General features: G+C 46.6%; 13 protein-coding genes and 1 pseudogene. 5 read left to right on the top strand and 9 right to left on the bottom strand.

Annotated features, from left to right (window positions below; genetic code table 11):
- Positions 1–54 precede the first annotated feature (54 nt).
- Positions 55–222, bottom strand: a pseudogene (locus tag PMG25_RS24550) (helix-turn-helix domain-containing protein); the annotation flags it as partial.
- Between the two features lie 117 nt (positions 223–339).
- Here PMG25_RS24550 and PMG25_RS20735 point away from each other — a divergent pair.
- On the top strand, positions 340–1,191 hold the full coding sequence (locus PMG25_RS20735; RefSeq protein ID WP_283768800.1) for an alpha/beta fold hydrolase: 852 nt from the start codon (positions 340–342) through the stop codon (positions 1,189–1,191).
- Here the strand turns inward: PMG25_RS20735 and PMG25_RS20730 are convergent.
- The 7 genes from PMG25_RS20730 to tig all read right to left on the bottom strand — a co-directional run bounded on the left by PMG25_RS20730 (position 1,182) and on the right by tig (position 11,063).
- Positions 1,182–3,188 (bottom strand): bifunctional diguanylate cyclase/phosphodiesterase, encoded by a 2,007-nt coding sequence (locus tag PMG25_RS20730; protein ID WP_283768799.1) that lies wholly within the window; start codon positions 3,186–3,188, stop codon positions 1,182–1,184. The genes PMG25_RS20735 and PMG25_RS20730 overlap by 10 nt on opposite strands.
- Before the next feature lie 205 nt (positions 3,189–3,393).
- A complete protein-coding gene (locus tag PMG25_RS20725) occupies positions 3,394–4,875 on the bottom strand; it encodes a methyl-accepting chemotaxis protein (RefSeq protein ID WP_283768798.1) in 1,482 nt (493 codons plus the stop codon).
- Positions 4,876–4,919: 44 nt separating this feature from the next.
- Positions 4,920–6,341 carry a hypothetical protein gene (locus PMG25_RS20720; protein ID WP_283768797.1) on the bottom strand — a complete coding sequence of 474 codons (1,422 nt, stop codon included), beginning with the start codon at positions 6,339–6,341 and terminating at the stop codon, positions 4,920–4,922.
- Positions 6,342–6,553: 212 nt separating this feature from the next.
- Entirely contained in the window at positions 6,554–7,402 is an 849-nt protein-coding gene (locus PMG25_RS20715; RefSeq protein ID WP_283768796.1) for an alpha/beta fold hydrolase, read from the bottom strand.
- Between the two features lie 9 nt (positions 7,403–7,411).
- Complete coding sequence (clpX, locus tag PMG25_RS20710) at positions 7,412–8,773, bottom strand: ATP-dependent protease ATP-binding subunit ClpX (protein WP_283768795.1); 1,362 nt, start codon at positions 8,771–8,773, stop codon at positions 7,412–7,414.
- 14 nt (positions 8,774–8,787) lie between these two features.
- Positions 8,788–9,474, bottom strand: a complete 687-nt coding sequence (gene clpP / locus PMG25_RS20705; protein WP_347178896.1) for an ATP-dependent Clp endopeptidase proteolytic subunit ClpP — start codon at positions 9,472–9,474, stop codon at positions 8,788–8,790.
- Positions 9,475–9,659: 185 nt separating this feature from the next.
- Positions 9,660–11,063 (bottom strand): trigger factor, encoded by a 1,404-nt coding sequence (gene tig, locus PMG25_RS20700; RefSeq protein ID WP_347178895.1) that lies wholly within the window; start codon positions 11,061–11,063, stop codon positions 9,660–9,662.
- Positions 11,064–11,540: 477 nt separating this feature from the next.
- Here tig and PMG25_RS20695 point away from each other — a divergent pair, with 477 nt between their 5' ends.
- From PMG25_RS20695 to petJ, 4 genes are all read left to right on the top strand, one after another.
- Positions 11,541–12,587 carry an aspartate-semialdehyde dehydrogenase gene (locus PMG25_RS20695; protein ID WP_283768792.1) on the top strand — a complete coding sequence of 349 codons (1,047 nt, stop codon included), beginning with the start codon at positions 11,541–11,543 and terminating at the stop codon, positions 12,585–12,587.
- Positions 12,588–12,646: 59 nt separating this feature from the next.
- Positions 12,647–13,531, top strand: a complete 885-nt coding sequence (gene dapA, locus PMG25_RS20690) for a 4-hydroxy-tetrahydrodipicolinate synthase (protein WP_283768791.1) — start codon at positions 12,647–12,649, stop codon at positions 13,529–13,531.
- Between the two features lie 172 nt (positions 13,532–13,703).
- Positions 13,704–15,521, top strand: a complete 1,818-nt coding sequence (locus PMG25_RS20685; protein WP_283768790.1) for a ribonuclease J — start codon at positions 13,704–13,706, stop codon at positions 15,519–15,521.
- Positions 15,522–15,634: 113 nt separating this feature from the next.
- Positions 15,635–15,967: a cytochrome c6 PetJ gene (gene petJ / locus PMG25_RS20680; RefSeq protein ID WP_283768789.1), complete on the top strand. Its 333-nt coding sequence runs from the start codon at positions 15,635–15,637 to the stop codon at positions 15,965–15,967.
- Between the two features lie 133 nt (positions 15,968–16,100).
- Here petJ and PMG25_RS20675 read toward each other — a convergent pair whose 3' ends face one another.
- Complete coding sequence (locus PMG25_RS20675) at positions 16,101–16,562, bottom strand: hypothetical protein (protein WP_283768788.1); 462 nt, start codon at positions 16,560–16,562, stop codon at positions 16,101–16,103.

The following is a 16,562-nucleotide window of genomic DNA, read 5'->3' as shown; positions in this document are numbered from 1 at the left end:
CGAGACCAACGAATGGCTAAGGGTTCTTTACATTTGGCTAAATAGATTTGACCTTAGAGAAGATGTTTGAGCGTAATCGATTCTTTCTTGTCGTTGATACCAAGCCTGAGTTCTTTCATGGAGCGCTTTGTTGTAAACTAATCTTACACAACCCAAAGTTCGCCGCAATAGGGACTCTTGCTCTAAGGTTGGGTAAAATCGGTAGTTAAATGCTCTTTCCATGTTGGAGTCAAAGGATTTTTTACAGGGTAGCACCTAAGATGTAATTGTGGTAGCCTATGGTTAGTAAAGCCGCCCTGGAAGGGCGGGGTTTCAGACCCAATTTTTCTGATGAGCTTTATGGCTACCCGTCATACCTTATCCACCGATCAACTGCAACTCTCCTACCTGCAATGGCATTCCGGACAAGAACCCGTTTTGTTATTGCATGGGTTAGCCGATCACGCCCTAGTCTGGTCAACTTTAGCCACCTCTTTAGGGCCAGAATTTCATTGTATTGCCCCCGACTTGCGCGGCCATGGCGAAAGTGATAAACCCGAAACTGGATATACCTTTCATCACCTGATTGCCGATTTAGAAGGCTTAATGGAGCATCTGGGATGGGAAAGTGCCCATATTGTCGGTCATTCCTTTTCCGCCAAATTTCTCCCCCTCTGGGCCAGTCAAAACCCAAAACGCTTTCGGAGTATGACCCTAGTCGATCCCTTTTTTATCGATCAAATTCCCCGGATCTTTGAAGTCACCTTTCCCTTACTCTATCGCGTTCTCCCCTTCCTACAAGGCATGGGGCCATTTAGCAGCTACGAAGCAGCCAAAGCCAAAGCCAAAACCCTCAAACAATACCGGGGATGGAGTGATTTACAACAACAAGTTTTTCAAGAAAGTATAGAGTCTAAACCCGATGGAACCTGGGGAAGTAAATTCACCGTTGCTGCTCGCAACCAGATTTTTAAGGAAGTGATGCAAGTTGCTGGACTAACCCAAAACCTAGACATCCCCACCTTATTGATTACTCCAGACAAAGGACTCAATCGCACAAGCTGGCAATTAAAACCCTACCAAACTTATCTGCATCCTTTAAAGATTGAAACCGTTCCTGGTAACCATTGGGCCTTTTTAGTTGAACCAGAACCGTTTAACCTAGTTTTAGGCAATTTTTTGCAGACTCAGAAATTTAACGATCACTCTTGATTTTCCAGTAAATTGAGTGCCTTTTCTCCATCCATAGGGCGAGAAAAAAAGTAGCCTTGTCCCCATTCACAACCGAGTTCAGACAATATTTTCAGTTGTCCTAATGTTTCTACGCCTTCTGCAATCACTTGCATATTTAAGTGATGGGCTAAATTAATAATTGTCCTGACAATATCCGACTGTTCTCCATCTTCGCCCATGTTACTCACAAAGGACTTATCAATTTTGAGAATATCTAAGGGAAATCGATGTAAATAACTTAAAGATGAATATCCTGTACCAAAATCATCCATGCAGAGTTTAATTGAGCGTTGTTTTAATTGACTTAAGACTTGTTTGACATACTCAGCATTGTTGATAATCATACTTTCCGTAATTTCTAACTTCAAATGGTCAGCATTAATCTGGGATTTATGAATAATTTGATCGATTTTTTCTAGTAAATCGGGTCGGGATAACTGACAACCCGATAAATTAACAGCCATAGTTAAGCTATGGTGGCCATAGCTTTCCCATAGGCGTAATTGAAGACAAGCTTCTTCGAGTACCCATTGCCCCAATAAAGCAATTAATCCAGTTTCTTCAGCAATGGGAATAAACTGCACGGGTGAGACCATCCCTAAGTGTGGATGCTGCCAGCGCAGCAGGGCTTCAAATCCAGCAATTAACCCAGTTTTTAAGCAGGTGATCGGTTGATAATAGACAATAAATTGATTATGTTTGAGGGTATCAGGACTTTCGAGGAATTGTACAGCACGACGGAGATCGTTTTCGAGTTGCAATTGAGCCATGACTCGTGTATGAGTTTCTAAATCAAAAACTTCATAGCGAGCGCGTCCTTTAGATTTGGCATGATACATGACAATATCTGCATCCCGAAGCACTTGTTCGGGTCGTTGATAGCCGGTAGAACTGACAGCAATACCAATACTCACAGTGGTGAGAATTTCATGACCATCAACAACAAAGGGATGGTTCATGTCTTGATGAATGGTTTCGGCTAATTGATTGGCTTGGGAAAGGTCGGAGAGAGGAGCTAAAAGGATCGCAAATTCATCACTGCCTAAATGGGCAATGAGACTCTGTTTGATCGCCAGATGGGTGTGTTGTTGTAAAATCTGATTCAGGCGTTGGGATAATTCAATCAGGAGCAGATCGCCGAGGGTATGGCCAAGAGTATCGTTAACGACTTTGAAACGGTCGAGATCTAAAAATAAGATGGCAAATTTATAGTCTTCAGAGGCTTGAGCTTGGTCGATCGCTGTTTGTAAATGCTCCATAAACAGGGCACGGTTGCCTAACCCGGTGAGGGGATCGTGGTAGGCGTTATGGCGCAGTTGAGTGGCAATTTTTTCTTTCTTGTTGATTTCCCCTTGCAGTTGTTTCACTGCGGCTCTGAGCTTAAACGTTCGTTCCTCAATGGCCGCTTCGAGTTGAGTTTGAATGTGATTGAGTTCGGTTTGAGCGCGATGGTGAGCGATCGCTCCCCCAAAACTATCGGCAACAGTGGTTAAAATTTTGATTTCTTCTGCTGTCCATAGGCGATCGGTTTGACAATCATCGCACTCGATAAATCCCCAAAATTCTCGATCCACAAAGATCGGCAGCACCAGCAGGGAACAAACTTGGCGATCGCCTAATAACTGCTTTTCCCATTCTGGCAGCTCCTCTGGATAACCGGTAATCGGTTTGCCCTGGGAAAGGTAATCATACCAGCGCCGCAGCACCGTAGTGTAGGATAAGTTTTGTAATTCTAGATTATTAAACGGAAGGGAGATTCGTTCGGGAGTCCATTCCCACCATTGACTAGCCAACAAAGACTGGGTAACCGGATCGCTATGATTCTGGAAAATATACACCCGATCGACTGCCAAAGCTTGTCCTACATGAGCTAAAGCCTGATGTATCGCTTCATGGCGATCCGAAAGGGTTAGTAAGCAATGGGTCGCTTGGGTCACCCCTTGAAGAAGACGAATGTGATATTCAGGATCGAGCATAGAAGCTTAGGGGAAGGATGTGACTAAAAACAATCTAAGGGGGTATCATTGGCGATCGCTCATACCCAAACAACTGTGAGCGTATGCAGAGCAGAATCGCCTAGTCTCACTAGAGACTGATAGAGATTGCTACAATCTTATCTTAGAAACTTCCTGAGCTAGGTTAAGCACTGGGTAACCCTATCGCTCAATTTCAGATCAAAAATTAATCCACCTTAAAAAAACTAATCATTTCTTTTAATTCTTCCGCTTGCTCGGCTAAATCTTGGGAAAGTTGGGAGAGATCGTTGGCCAACTGAGCATTTTGTTGATTCACTTCATCTAAATTTACAATTGCTTGATTAATCTGATTTGAACCTTGTAATTGATCCGTACTCACTAAACTAATTTTTTCCACTAATTGATTGGTTCTTTCAATACCAGGAAATAACTGATTGAGTAAAGTTTCTGCTTTGGCAATACCGATCAGACTCGAACTAGCTAACTGATTAATTTCTGAGGCTGCATTCCGAGTGCGAGTGGCTAACCGTCTCACTTCCGCCGCCACCACACTAAAGCCTTTTTCCGATTCCTGCGATCGCGCCGCTTCAATACTCGAATTGAGAGCTAAAACATTGGTTTGTAGGGCAATTTGTTCAACGACCCCAATCTTGTCTGCAATGGCTTTCATCACCTCTAGAGCGGCTAACATAGATTCACGAGTTTCTTGGGCATCACCAGATGCTTTTGAGGCTAAATTTAGGGTTTCTGAAGCATAGCTAGTATTCTGACGAATCGAGTCAACTATATGATGAATAGATGTAGATGCCTCTTCTGTTGAGGCTGCTTGTTCAGTTACCCCGGAAGCCATATGCATCGCTCGCTCTTTCATCGTTTTGCTACCCATTGCTACGCTGTTACTGACCGTTTGAACTTGTAATAAGGTGGACTTAAAATTCTCGACCATGTGTTCAACAGAATTCATCAACTGGCCAACTTCATCCTGGGTATTAACCTTGATATTCGTCTGTAAATTCCCCTGAAACAATTGATTGTTAATCTGGATGGCTTCCGCCAGAGAACGACGAATAGAGTTTGTGATTATGCCCCCTACAATAATACTCGAAAGGGCAAAAACAATCAGTAGAATAAGCGTATTTACAATCACCTGCGATCGCGCTTTTTTAGCTTCTTCTAAAAACTCTTGGGCTTTGTTTTCAGCAAAGTCAATAATGTCTTGGACATCTCTGACAAGAGATTCTACATAATCAGCGCCTTTTTCCTGGGTAATATTAGCCGCTTCTTCTGCTTGTCCTGCTTGCATTAATTGAATCACTTCATCCCGAATGGGTTTCCAATTGGAAAACTTTTGCCGAACCTCATAAATTTTTTGAGGATCGCCTAAAAACTGCTGAGTTATTCGATCGAATTCTGCATAAACTTGCTGCTCATATCGATCGACTTGGGTGCGAGCTTGCACAATTCCTTGTGGAGTCTTGGCTAAGGCTACATCTTTCATCGAGCGATGCATTTTGACAATCCCTGACTCTACCCGCAAAACTGAGGTACTGACCGTATAGGGATGCTCATAAAGTTCAGTTGTTAACTGAGCCAGACGGTTTATATTAAAAAGGTTATAGAGACTCGTCCCCACGACTAAACCCGTCATTAAACCATAACTTAAAATTAAGCGAGTGCTAATTTTCATGAATTCAATTCCGTTTATCTGCTCTGTTGAAACGGATGTTTGACTTATGAACGGGGAAAAGAGGGCAAATCGATCGCCGCGAAGGATTTACGCTTTTTCGGGGGTCTCAGGGGATACACTAAGGGGGAGGGCCAATTCCCTTGGGGAAGATTCACAGGACTTTCTCTTTCTGGTTCATCCGATGGGGAAGTCTGTTGAGCAGGGATCTCTTCTGCTTCATCTGATGGATCTGAGTCCTCTGAGTTGTCAGTCACTCCTTCAGATTGAGCTGGCTCTTCTGGCTCTGAAAAAGTTTCCTCGGTATCATCAAACTCGGCACTAAAGGACGGAGGTTCAGGATCTAAGTCTTCTGAGTCTTCTAACTCTTCTAACTCTTGTGAGGCTTGGATGGGGGGAGAATTTGCCCCAGTCTCGATCGCCAGATGGGAATCTTGAGGAGGTTCTGGGTTCGATGCTAAAGATTCTTCGGGTTTGAAAAGCTTTAAGGGAGGACGATTAACCGCAGATGTGGGGGGTTGAGTTCCTGACTCTGGGGAATCTAGAGACAGGGTTTCCCGATCTTCTCCATCCCTAGAGGCGATCGCCTCCGGTTGAGGATCGCAGCGCTCGGTTTCCGGTACAGCATCTTGCCATTGATTGATTGACCAAGGTTGAATCGCCACCACTTTGGGGGTTAATCCGGGTTCAAGTTTGGTTAATTTGGGGTCGAGAGTCTCCGGAGATTCATTAAGGATATGTTCTCGATGAGAGGGGGATAGTTCTAAACAGCGATCGAGGGCATTTTTGAATTGTAGGGTATATCGTTGTTGACGATGGAGACGGGTTTGTAAGTCAATACAAAATTTATCCCGTTGATTGAGTTGGGTGGCTTGTTCATGACAGCGCTGTTGGGCGATCGCACAATCTCGTTCGAGTCTTGCTGTTTGAGTTTGGCTACTTTCGAGCTGTTCGGTTAAAGTTTCAACTAAAATTTGTTGCCGTTGGCTACTGTGTCGGGATTGTTCTAACTCCCGCAATAGGCGTTTATTTTCTTCTTGGAGAGTATTAATTTCTTCTAAACGTTGGGATAAGAGGGCTTCTGTAGCCGGTTGGCGCTCTTGATAGGTTTGTAGGGCATGTTGAGAATGGGCTAGGGCATTTTCAAGTTGACTGATGCGATCGAGCAGCAGTCCATTCTTATGTAAGGCTTGCTCCATTTCCTGTTGCAGAGCTTCTAAGACTTCTGGAGCAATACATTCATTCACCGATTCTTCGATGTCTTGCCAGTTGAGACTATCATGGGTGATGGCCTCAAGTTTGAGTTCTACGGAAACATCAGTAAACTCAGCGCTCTCGGTTTCTGGGTTGACTTCCACCCCAGCCGCGATCGCCTCTGGTTCTGTAGGTGGATTATCCGTCACCGATTCCGCCGTTGGCTCGCACTCAGGAGACTCGAAGGGGGAGGTGGGTGTATGCTCTTCGTTCATGGATTAGCCAGGGAATAACAGGGAAAACTAATTACAGGATACCGAACTTTTGGGTAATGGGTAAAAGGCAAAAGGCAAAAGGCAAAAGGTAAAAGGCAAAAGGCAAAAGGCAAAAGGCAAAAGGCAAAAGGCAAAAGGCAAAAGGTCTTGGCCACCAGTTAAGGTTGTAGGTGAGGGGGAGGCAAAAGGTAAAACTCAGTGTTCCCCATTCCCTATTCCCTATTTTCCATAAACTCCCGCACGCAGGAGAGGTAAAGGGTGGGATCTTCCAACATGGGAAAGTGGGCGGTTTTTTTCAGGACTTGATAGCGAATCTTGGGATTTAAATCGGCTGCTTTTTTTCCCATAGGGGCGGGAATAATTTGGTCTTTCTCGCCACAGATGAGCAAAACGGGCATGGAGAGCTGGGAAAAGGCAATGGGCATGGTTGTAGCCATGTGTTCGCTGACGGAGGTGTAGATGGTTCCTAAAGCAGCTTCGGTATCAGCGATCAGGAAGTCGGTGAGAAAGGCTTGGCGCTGTTGGTTGGGAATGGGGCGACAGAGAAACCGGGCCATAAAGAAGCGATCGGCAAGGGGAATTTTGGCTAACCAGGGGGGGCGGAATTTGACCACGTAACCGCCAAATTTATGGAAGGCTTCAAAGGAAGGACGGTCATATTCAAAGATGCCGCTACAGGTGAGGATGAGCTTTTCAAGACGCTCTGGATACTTTTGGGCAAAGAGAACGGCGATCGAGGCTCCGGTAGAATGGGCGTTGATCCAAACCCGTTTGAGTCCCAGTTGATTGAGGAGGTGGGCCAGATCTTCGGCATATTCTTCGAGGGCGTAACTTAATCCTAGGGGCGTTTGGGGCAGTCGAGTACGCCCAAAGCCTCGCAGATCGTAGAGTAGACAGTCAAAGTCTTCTTTAAAGGCTTCTGCTGTGCTTTCCCAATAGCGAGCCGATCCGGCCCAACCATGGAGGAACACGAGAACCGGTTTTTGGGGAAGGGAGGCACTAGGAGTTGTGGTTATCCACTGATAATAGTGGTTAACCCCACGGACTGTTATCTCTGGCATGATCGAGGGCTAGGCAGATTCGGGTTTGGGTAAGGAGGATGGATGGAGAAGCAGTTCGGCGGTCGATCGCTTTTCTACCATGTCTTTGGTTATCACACAGCGAGTGACATCTTTGCGCGAGGGCAATTCGTACATGACTTCTAACATCAGTTCTTCGACGATACCGCGTAAGGCTCTGGCTCCCGTTTTCCGGCGATAGGCTTCCCTGGCGATCGCTTCCGTTGCTTCTGGGCGAAACTCCAGAGCCACGTTATCCATTTTCAGCAGTTTTTGATACTGCTTAACCAGGGCATTGCGGGGTTGAGTGAGGATACACTTGAGGGTTTCTTCATCCAAGGGATCGACCACGGCAACCACGGGAATCCGGCCTATAAACTCAGGAATCATACCAAATTTGACCAGATCTTCTGGCTCTAATGCCTTCAGGACATCGGCTGCCCGTTTTTCCTTGGCTTGGTTATCTCCGGGTTGAATAAAGCCCATGGATTTTTTACCTGTCCGTTGGCTGACGACTTTATCGAGGCCCACGAAGGCTCCACCACAGACAAATAAAATATTACTTGTGTCGATTTGTATACAATCTTGATAAGGATGTTTACGGCCTCCTTGGGGGGGCACGTTGGCGATCGTGCCTTCAAGCATTTTCAGCAGAGCTTGTTGCACTCCTTCCCCGGACACATCGCGGGTGATGGATGGATTTTCGCTCTTGCGGGCCACTTTATCAATTTCATCAATGTAGATGATGCCCCGTTGGGCTTCTTCCACATCAAAATCCGCTACTTGCAACAGGCGCAGGAGAATATTTTCTACATCTTCACCCACATAACCCGCTTCCGTGAGGGTCGTTGCATCAGCGACAGCAAACGGCACATCTAGCATTTCTGCTAAGGTTTGGGCTAAGAGGGTTTTACCACATCCGGTGGGCCCGACGAGCAAAATATTTGATTTGTGCAATTCTATATTATCTTCTGCACTGGGTTTTCCTCCATTGGCTCCGGTGTTGGCCTTGGACTGGATAAAACTCAATCGCTTGTAATGGTTATACACGGCCACGGATAGCACTTTTTTGGCTTCTTCTTGGCCGATTACATGATCGTCGAGATAATGTTTGATCTCTTTGGGTTTAGGAATCTGACCCAGGGTTAAATTCGCTGTGCGCGATCGCCGTTTTTTCTGAGCCGGTTCTCCCCGTCTTGGACTAGGAGGAGCCGAAGTCGAACTGGAATCAAACAGCTCTTCATCCAGAATTTCATTACAGAGTTCCACACATTCATCGCAAATGTAGACCCCTGGGCCCGCGATTAACTTCCGAACTTGTTCCTGGGATTTTCCACAAAACGAACATTTGAGATGGGAGTCATATTTAGACATATAGCGGCCTCTGATTAAACAGTGGGGTTGGAGTCAGATGGATGGGACTGAGGTTGAACAATCACTTGGTCAATGAGACCATAGGTTTTCGCTTCCTCAGCCGACATGAAAAAGTCTCGTTCTGTATCTTCTGCAATACGTTCAAGGGGTTGACCTGTGTGATGGGCTAATAACCCATTTAGGGTACTTTTATGATAGAGAATTTCTCTGGCCTGAATTTCTATATCAACCGCTTGTCCCTGGGCCCCTCCCAAGGGTTGGTGGATCATGATCCGGGAGTTGGGTAAAGACATCCGTTTTCCCGGACTTCCCGTGGCCAGGAGAAATGCTCCCATGCTGGCGGCTAATCCATAACAGATGGTGACCACATCGGGGCGGATTTGCTGGATGGTATCGTACATGGCCATGCCAGCCGTCACCGATCCCCCTGGGGAGTTAATGTAGAGTTGAATGTCTTTTTCTGGCTCTTCTGCTTCTAAGAACAGCAGTTGGGCCACTACTGAATCCGCGACCATATCATCGATCGCCGTTCCCAAAAATATAATCCGCTCTCGCAAGAGTCGAGAGTAGATATCAAAGGCCCGTTCTCCGCGACCTGACTGCTCCACTACCATGGGAATTACACCTTGGGGGCTAGAGGAGATCACCTCTTGTGAGCTATAGCTTTCCGGGGAACGATGCTGGGATTGGGATCGGAGTATCATGGGGTTTCTCAGGGCGTTGAGTTCCAAATTTATTTTCTTATAGATAGATGTCCAGAGTTTCAGGGTTGAGTTTAGGCTGATTCACCTCTGGGTTTATTATGCCTTAATCTCCCCCATTCTGGCAGGCAAAGGGCACAAATGTTTGGCTTTTTTGGCCGGGCAGGGGGAGAGGGGCGGTTGAATTAGCTCGGAGAATCGGTTGCCGACTCTTGGGTTTCACTCTCTGGGTCTGAGCCGGTCTCTGGGCTAGGTTCCGGTTCTTTAAGCGTGCCTTCTGGAACTAATTCGACTGTGCCATTGGCTTCTAGCCATTCCATAACTTTTTCCCGATTCAGGTCTTCTGTTACGGCTTCCTTGAGGCGATCGCGGTTAATTTCTTGGGGGTCTTCAAGCGTTTTTAATACTTCTTCTATTCTAGCCTGAATTTCTGACTCCTCCGCGTGCAAAGATTGCTGTTTTGAAATTTCGGCGATCGCCAAGGATTCTTTTAGCGCTCTAATGGCTTCTGGCCGGCTGTTTTGGCGCAATTGGGGAATGCGATCGGCTGTGAGCAGTTGATTGACATCAATCCCTTGATTGGCCAACTGCATGGCCATTTGGGTTAACTGCTGGGTAACCGTTTCCTCAATCAAAGTTTCAGGTAGATCGACCTCGACTTGCTCTAACAGTGCTTGCACCAAGGCCTGATGTTTATTGGTTTTGGTCTTGTTTTCCGCTTCCTTGGCAAACCGCTCCGTTAAGGAGTCTTTCAGGGCCTCTAGGGTTTCAAATTCGCTAATTTCTTCGGCAAACTCGTCATCGAGTTCGGGCAGTTCCTTTTCCTTAATTTCTTTCAGGGTAATTTCAAACTCGGCGGGTTGCCCAGCGATATCTTCTTGGGGATACTCTTCTGGGAAGGTTACCGCAATGGTTTTCGCCTCTCCCTGTTGCATTCCTACGATGCCATCGATAAAGCCGGGGATAAATCGGTCTGATTCCATTTCAAGCTGAAAATCGGTGGCACTAGCTCCCGGAATTTCTTCCGGTTCAGTTCCTTCTCCAGCAACGCGACGGCCGACAAAATCGACCACTGCCACATCTCCAAGCTGACACGGCCGGTCTTCGACTGGAATCAGGGTCGCCCGTTTCTGTTGTTCTTCTTTGAGGACGTTACTGACTGCTTCTGGATCGGGTTTAATTTCTTCGGCTTTGACGCTTAAACCTTTATATTCGGCTAATTTCACCTCTGGGGGCACATCCACCGCCGCCTTAAAGGTGAGGCCTTCCCCTGGCTTGAATTGGCTCACCAGGCTATCAAATTCAGATTTGAGCTGGGGAGAGCCTAGGGTTTCTAATTTTTCTTGGGCGATCGCCTCATCTACGGACTGTTTGATCACTTTCTCTAGGGCGGCTGCCTTGAGGTTCTCACTTCCGAGTTGTTGAATCAGCACATGGCGAGGGATTTTCCCTTTCCGAAACCCAGGAAGTTTAGCCGAGCGGCTAAAGTCCTTAATTACCTGCTCATAGGCGGCCTTTGATGTTTCGGCAGGCACTTCAATTTCTAAGCCAATTTGACTGGCGGGCAATTTTTCCTGGGTAACTTTCATCACTAAATTCTGTATACTGAATGGGACTTGAGCCACGGGTGGTGAAGGGGATGAGAATAGTCCTGATACACCACGCATAGGGTATTATATAATAGGGGATTAACAATTGAACCCCACTGAAGATAAAAACTTCTCAAAGAAAGTCTTAAGCGATCAAGAAAATTTGCCAGAGAGTGCCATAGACCTGCTAGAATCTGTGAAGAGAGTGCCAACGCCACGGGGAATGGGGCAACCGTTTGCTTCCCTGAAGTCCCGATTTTTAAGGCGTTCCATGGGCTTTGCTCAAAGAGGAAATTGAAGAAATCCCAGGGTTCTCAGAAGAGCAGAAACGGCTGTCAGCTCAATTCTAATGCTAAAAAAAACTTAAAAGTTTGGTCTATATATTTATTGATCTCGTACCCGATTCAGAAAATTTTAAGAAAATCTAGAGCGTCCCAACCTAAACCCTAAAGTTTTAAGACCAAGGAGGATCACCTTTTGCCAAAATCCTATCGAGTTGCCATTTTGGGAGCGACCGGCGCAGTCGGTACTGAGTTGCTCGACCTATTAGAGAGCCGCAATTTTCCCCTAGAGAGCCTAAAACTGCTGGCTTCCCCCCGGTCAGCCGGGCGAACCTTACCCTTTAAAGGGGAAAATTTGCCCGTTGAAGCCGTGGCAGAGGGATGTTTTGACCAAGTAGATGTGGTCTTAGCCTCAGCCGGAGGGTCAACTTCCAAAACTTGGGCCCCGAAAGCGGTGGCAGCCGGTGCAGTGGTGATTGATAACTCCAGTGCCTTTCGCATGGTTCCCGAAGTGCCGTTAGTGGTTCCAGAGGTTAATCCAGAAGCAGCCGCCACCCATCAGGGAATCATTGCCAATCCCAATTGCACCACAATCTTAATGACGGTAGCCCTTTGGCCTCTGCATCAAGTGCAACCGATACAGAGAATTATCGCGGCCACCTATCAATCGGCGAGTGGAGCCGGGGCCAGAGCCATGGAAGAATTGAAAGTGCAAACTCAACAGATTCTCAACGGCCAAGCTCCCCAAACAGAACTGTTTCCCTATCCCCTGGCCTTTAATCTGTTTCCCCACAATTCTCCCCTAAATGACCAAGGCTATTGTCAGGAAGAGATGAAAATGGTCAATGAAACCCGGAAAATCTTTTCGGCTCAAGACTTGAGAGTTTCTGCCACCTGCGTGCGGGTTCCCGTACTCCGGGCCCACTCAGAGTCCATTAACCTAGAATTTAGCCAACCCTTCCCCGTCGAAAAAGCGAGGGAAGTCTTGCAAATGGCTCCAGGAGTGAAACTTCTGGAAGACTGGAGCGCCAATTATTTCCCCATGCCGATGGACGTGACGGGCAAAGATGAGGTACTCGTGGGTAGAATTCGCCAAGATTTATCCCATCCTTGCGGTTTAGAGCTATGGTTATGTGGCGATCAAATTCGTAAGGGAGCAGCTTTAAATGCGGTTCAAATTGCGGAACTGTTGGCAGAAAAAGATTGGGTCAAACCCCGTGAAGTGGCCTTGAGTGAGTCATGAGTTAGTCAAGTGAACAGGACAATCATCAAGCGCATCAAAGAAAAAGGAGACTAGAAAGGGTGAGTTATTTTGGACGAGTGCTAACAGCCATGATTACGCCGTTTACTGCTGAGGGTAGCGTTAATTATGGCGGTGCTGAAGAGTTAGCGGTTCATTTGGTGGACAATGGCAGTGATGGCCTAGTAATCTGTGGTACAACGGGGGAGTCTCCAACGTTAACCTGGGAAGAAGAACATGAGTTATTCCAGGTGGTGAAAAAAGCGGTCGGGGGAAGGGCCAAAGTGATCGCTGGAACTGGCTCGAATTCGACCTCAGAGGCGATTTCCGCGACTCAAAAAGCGATGGCATTGGGCTTAGATGGCTCTTTGCAGGTGGTTCCCTATTACAATAAGCCCCCAGCCGAAGGACTCTATCAGCATTTTAAGGCGATCGCCGAAGCTTGCCCCGATATTGCTCTTTTGCTGTACAATATCCCTGGACGAACCGGGCAAAACCTGCCGGCTGAAACCGTAGCCCGTTTAGCAGAAATCTCCAACATTGTCGGTATTAAAGAAGCCAGTGGAACCCTGGATCAAGTCAGTCGGATTCGTCAATTGGTTCCCTCTGAGTTTGGCATTTATTCTGGAGATGACTCCCTGACCTTGCCCATGCTCTCCGTGGGTGGCAACGGTGTCGTCAGCGTAGCCTCTCACTTGGTGGGTAAGGACATGCAAGAAATGATTCAGTGCTTTGAACAGGGAAAAACGCAAACAGCAACAGAGATTCACTTAAAACTATTTCCCCTGTTTAAGGCCTTGTTTCTGGTGACTAACCCGATTCCGGTTAAAGCAGCTCTGGCTCTTCAAGGATGGCCCGTTCAAACCCTGCGTTTGCCCTTGGTGGAAGCTCCAGATTCCGTTAAAGCAGAATTAAACACCGTATTAAATCAGTTGGGTTTGAACTGAACGGTTGATTGGGTAACAGAAGTTAAACCCCAAAAACAGAATTTGAGCCGAAGGAATACGACCCCATCCCTTGGGGAAGACGTGCTTCAACTCTCTAGGACGTTGGCTCAAACTTAAGGCTATATGCAAGCACACCTAGCCCATGAATCTATCACACTAAATCCTGAACATTATGGTTAGAAAAAATCAAAAGTCTGCGATCAAAATTATTCCTCTAGGAGGTCTACACGAAATTGGTAAAAATACCTGCGTCTTTGAATATGAAGACGAAATTATGTTGTTGGATGCAGGACTGGCCTTTCCAACTGATGGGATGCATGGAGTCAATATTGTATTACCCGATATCTCCTATTTGCGGGAAAATCGCGATCGCATCAAAGGCATGATCGTCACCCACGGCCATGAAGACCACATTGGCGGCATTGCCTATCATCTCAAACAGTTTGACATTCCCGTGATTTACGGGCCCCGGTTAGCCATGGCTCTGCTCGGAGGGAAACTCGAAGAAGCCGGAGTGAGCGATCGCACCCAATTGAAAACCGTGGCCCCCAGAGATATGGTACGGGTGGGCAAAAACTTCGTTGTCGAATTTATCCGCAACACCCACTCCATGGCTGATAGTTTCACCGTGGCTATCCATACTCCCCTCGGTGTGATTATCCACTCCGGAGACTTCAAAATCGATCATACCCCTGTTGATGGCGAACTCTTTGACCTCCAAAAACTAGCCGAACATGGGGAAAAAGGCGTATTGTGCCTGATGAGTGACTCCACCAACGCCGAAGTCCCTGGATCGACTCCATCGGAAAGTTCCACCATTCCCAACCTCGACCGGGTATTTTCCCAAGCTGAGGGCCGGATTTTAGTCACCACCTTTGCCTCTTCCGTGCATCGGGTGAATATTATTCTGCAACTGGCCCAAAAACACAATCGAGTGGTTTCGGTTTTAGGGCGCTCCATGCTCAATGTGATTGCCCATGCTCGCAACTTGGGATATGTGAAATGTCCAGATGAGCTGCTGCAACCCCTGAATGCCATTCGCAATTTGCCGGATGAAAAAGTGCTGATTCTGACTACCGGATCTCAAGGGGAACCCTTATCGGCTCTAACCCGGATTGCCAAGCAAGAACACCGCCAGGTGAAAATTCGCCGGGGGGATACTGTGGTCTTCTCCGCCAACCCGATTCCCGGTAACACCATTGCCGTGGTCAACACCATCGACCAATTGATGAAACAAGGGGCGAATGTGGTGTATGGCAAAAATCAAGGTATTCATGTGTCCGGTCATGGCTGTCAAGAAGACCATAAGCTAATGTTGGCTTTAACTCGTCCGAAGTTCTTTATCCCGGTTCATGGGGAACATCGGATGCTGATTAAACATGGGCAAACGGCTCGCAGTATGGGCATTCCCGAAGAAAATATGGTGATTGTCGATAATGGGGATATTATCGAGCTGACGGACAATTCCCTAGAAATTGCCGGTAAAGTTTCTTCTGGTGTGGCTCTGGTGGATAATGCTGGAATTCTCCATGAACAAGCCCTGAAAGAAAGGCAACAGTTGGCCGAAGATGGGGTGATTACGGTAGCGGCTAGTGTAAATTGGGAAGGAAAATTAGTCAATCGTCCCTTGGTGCATTTACGGGGTGTGGTGACTTCTCTGAAACAGCGATATTTAGAAGATGCGATCGCCCAATCGATGCAAACCACGTTAGATAATCGTTGGTCAGAGTTTGTCCGTTGTTTTGGACAAGGGCAGTTAGATGTCAGCTTTGACCAACTGCAACGGCAGGTTGAGCATGATATTAATCGACTCCTGAGAAGGGAATTACGCAGTAACCCCTTGCTGGTATTGCTGATGCAAACCCCGGAAGATCCTCCCGAAGATCTCAAACCCGAAGAGAATGGTGCTAAAACAGCTCCTAAAACCGATGGTGTACCCCTGAAAAATCGGCGTACCCGTCCCCGGCGATCGGCTCAAGTCGCGTCTTAAGACAATGTAATCATTAGAAACTCTTAAGAGGGGGGTTTAGCAAACTCCCCTCTTGACGTATAATGATTCCGTTTATTGTGAATGCTGTTAGGTTGTTATTACCGGAGAACACTGTGAAAAAATTGCTATCTTGGATCATTGTGGCGATCGCCATCCTTTCCTTTGCCCTGTCCACTCCTGCTCTAGCAGGTGATGCTGCTGCTGGTAAAGCAGTCTTTTCGGCCAACTGCGCCGCTTGTCATGCCGGAGGCAAAAATTTGGTTAACCCGACTAAAACCTTGAGTCAAGCTGATTTAGACAAATATGGAATGAATAGTCTAGAGGCAATTGTTACTCAAGTAAAAAATGGGAAAGCGGCCATGCCTCGTTTCTTGGGTAAATTGAACGACACAGAAATTGAAGATGTTGCTGCCTATGTTTTAGAACAAGCTGAAAAAGGCTGGTAATACCTGACCCAACAGGATGTTAATTTAGATTGACATCCTGTTATATCAAGTTTGGGCAATCCATTAAACTCAAGCAGTAAAGCATAACTTTAAATCAGAACAAGGCTATCGCCAGCCATGATTCCCCTGGGGATTATTCAACCCGAATCATTTCTGTATCTTGAATCAGTTGCCCTTCAAAAACAAAATCTTGATGATGATTGCTGCTTAAGACTACAGTAATTTCATGATTTCCTGGCGGTAGCGCTTTAATATAGTACCACGATCCATAAATTCGGGTGACTTTATCCCCATTAATAAATAAGTGAGCATGGCCTTCATTGAGGCTATTTTCTTGGTACATATTCTGGGGAGCAAATTGGAAATTTTCCACTTGAAGTTCTAGATTCCAACCTGTATTTTGATCCGGATGAACGATTAAATTAACTTGAGGAATGGGTTGTCCTGGAGGGATTTCCAGTCGTCCATGGGAATGACCTCCAGAGTGGTGATGTTCCCCTTCTGAACCGTGAGCGAAAGGCTGATTAATCCCGATTGTGAAGAGAGTCAAAGCAGTGGTCAGAGATACTGTATAGAAAATTCGATTTCGGTTCAT

Origin of the sequence: Roseofilum capinflatum BLCC-M114 (genome assembly GCF_030068505.1) — a bacterium.
Lineage (GTDB): Bacteria > Cyanobacteriota > Cyanobacteriia > Cyanobacteriales > Desertifilaceae > Roseofilum > Roseofilum capinflatum.
This window is presented reverse-complemented; position numbering and strand designations above follow the sequence as displayed.

Excerpts from the sequence above, each read along its gene's own strand:
- PMG25_RS20735 (WP_283768800.1), top strand. The coding sequence starts at position 340 with ATGGCTACCCGTCATACCTTATCCACCGATCAACTGCAACTCTCCTAC.
- PMG25_RS20725 (WP_283768798.1), bottom strand. The coding sequence starts at position 4,875 with ATGAAAATTAGCACTCGCTTAATTTTAAGTTATGGTTTAATGACGGGT.
- PMG25_RS20720 (WP_283768797.1), bottom strand. The coding sequence starts at position 6,341 with ATGAACGAAGAGCATACACCCACCTCCCCCTTCGAGTCTCCTGAGTGC.
- PMG25_RS20730 (WP_283768799.1), bottom strand. The coding sequence starts at position 3,188 with ATGCTCGATCCTGAATATCACATTCGTCTTCTTCAAGGGGTGACCCAA.
- tig (WP_347178895.1), bottom strand. The coding sequence starts at position 11,063 with ATGAAAGTTACCCAGGAAAAATTGCCCGCCAGTCAAATTGGCTTAGAA.
- clpX (WP_283768795.1), bottom strand. The coding sequence starts at position 8,773 with ATGTCTAAATATGACTCCCATCTCAAATGTTCGTTTTGTGGAAAATCC.
- PMG25_RS20715 (WP_283768796.1), bottom strand. The coding sequence starts at position 7,402 with ATGCCAGAGATAACAGTCCGTGGGGTTAACCACTATTATCAGTGGATA.
- PMG25_RS20675 (WP_283768788.1), bottom strand. The coding sequence starts at position 16,562 with ATGAACCGAAATCGAATTTTCTATACAGTATCTCTGACCACTGCTTTG.
- PMG25_RS20685 (WP_283768790.1), top strand. The coding sequence starts at position 13,704 with ATGGTTAGAAAAAATCAAAAGTCTGCGATCAAAATTATTCCTCTAGGA.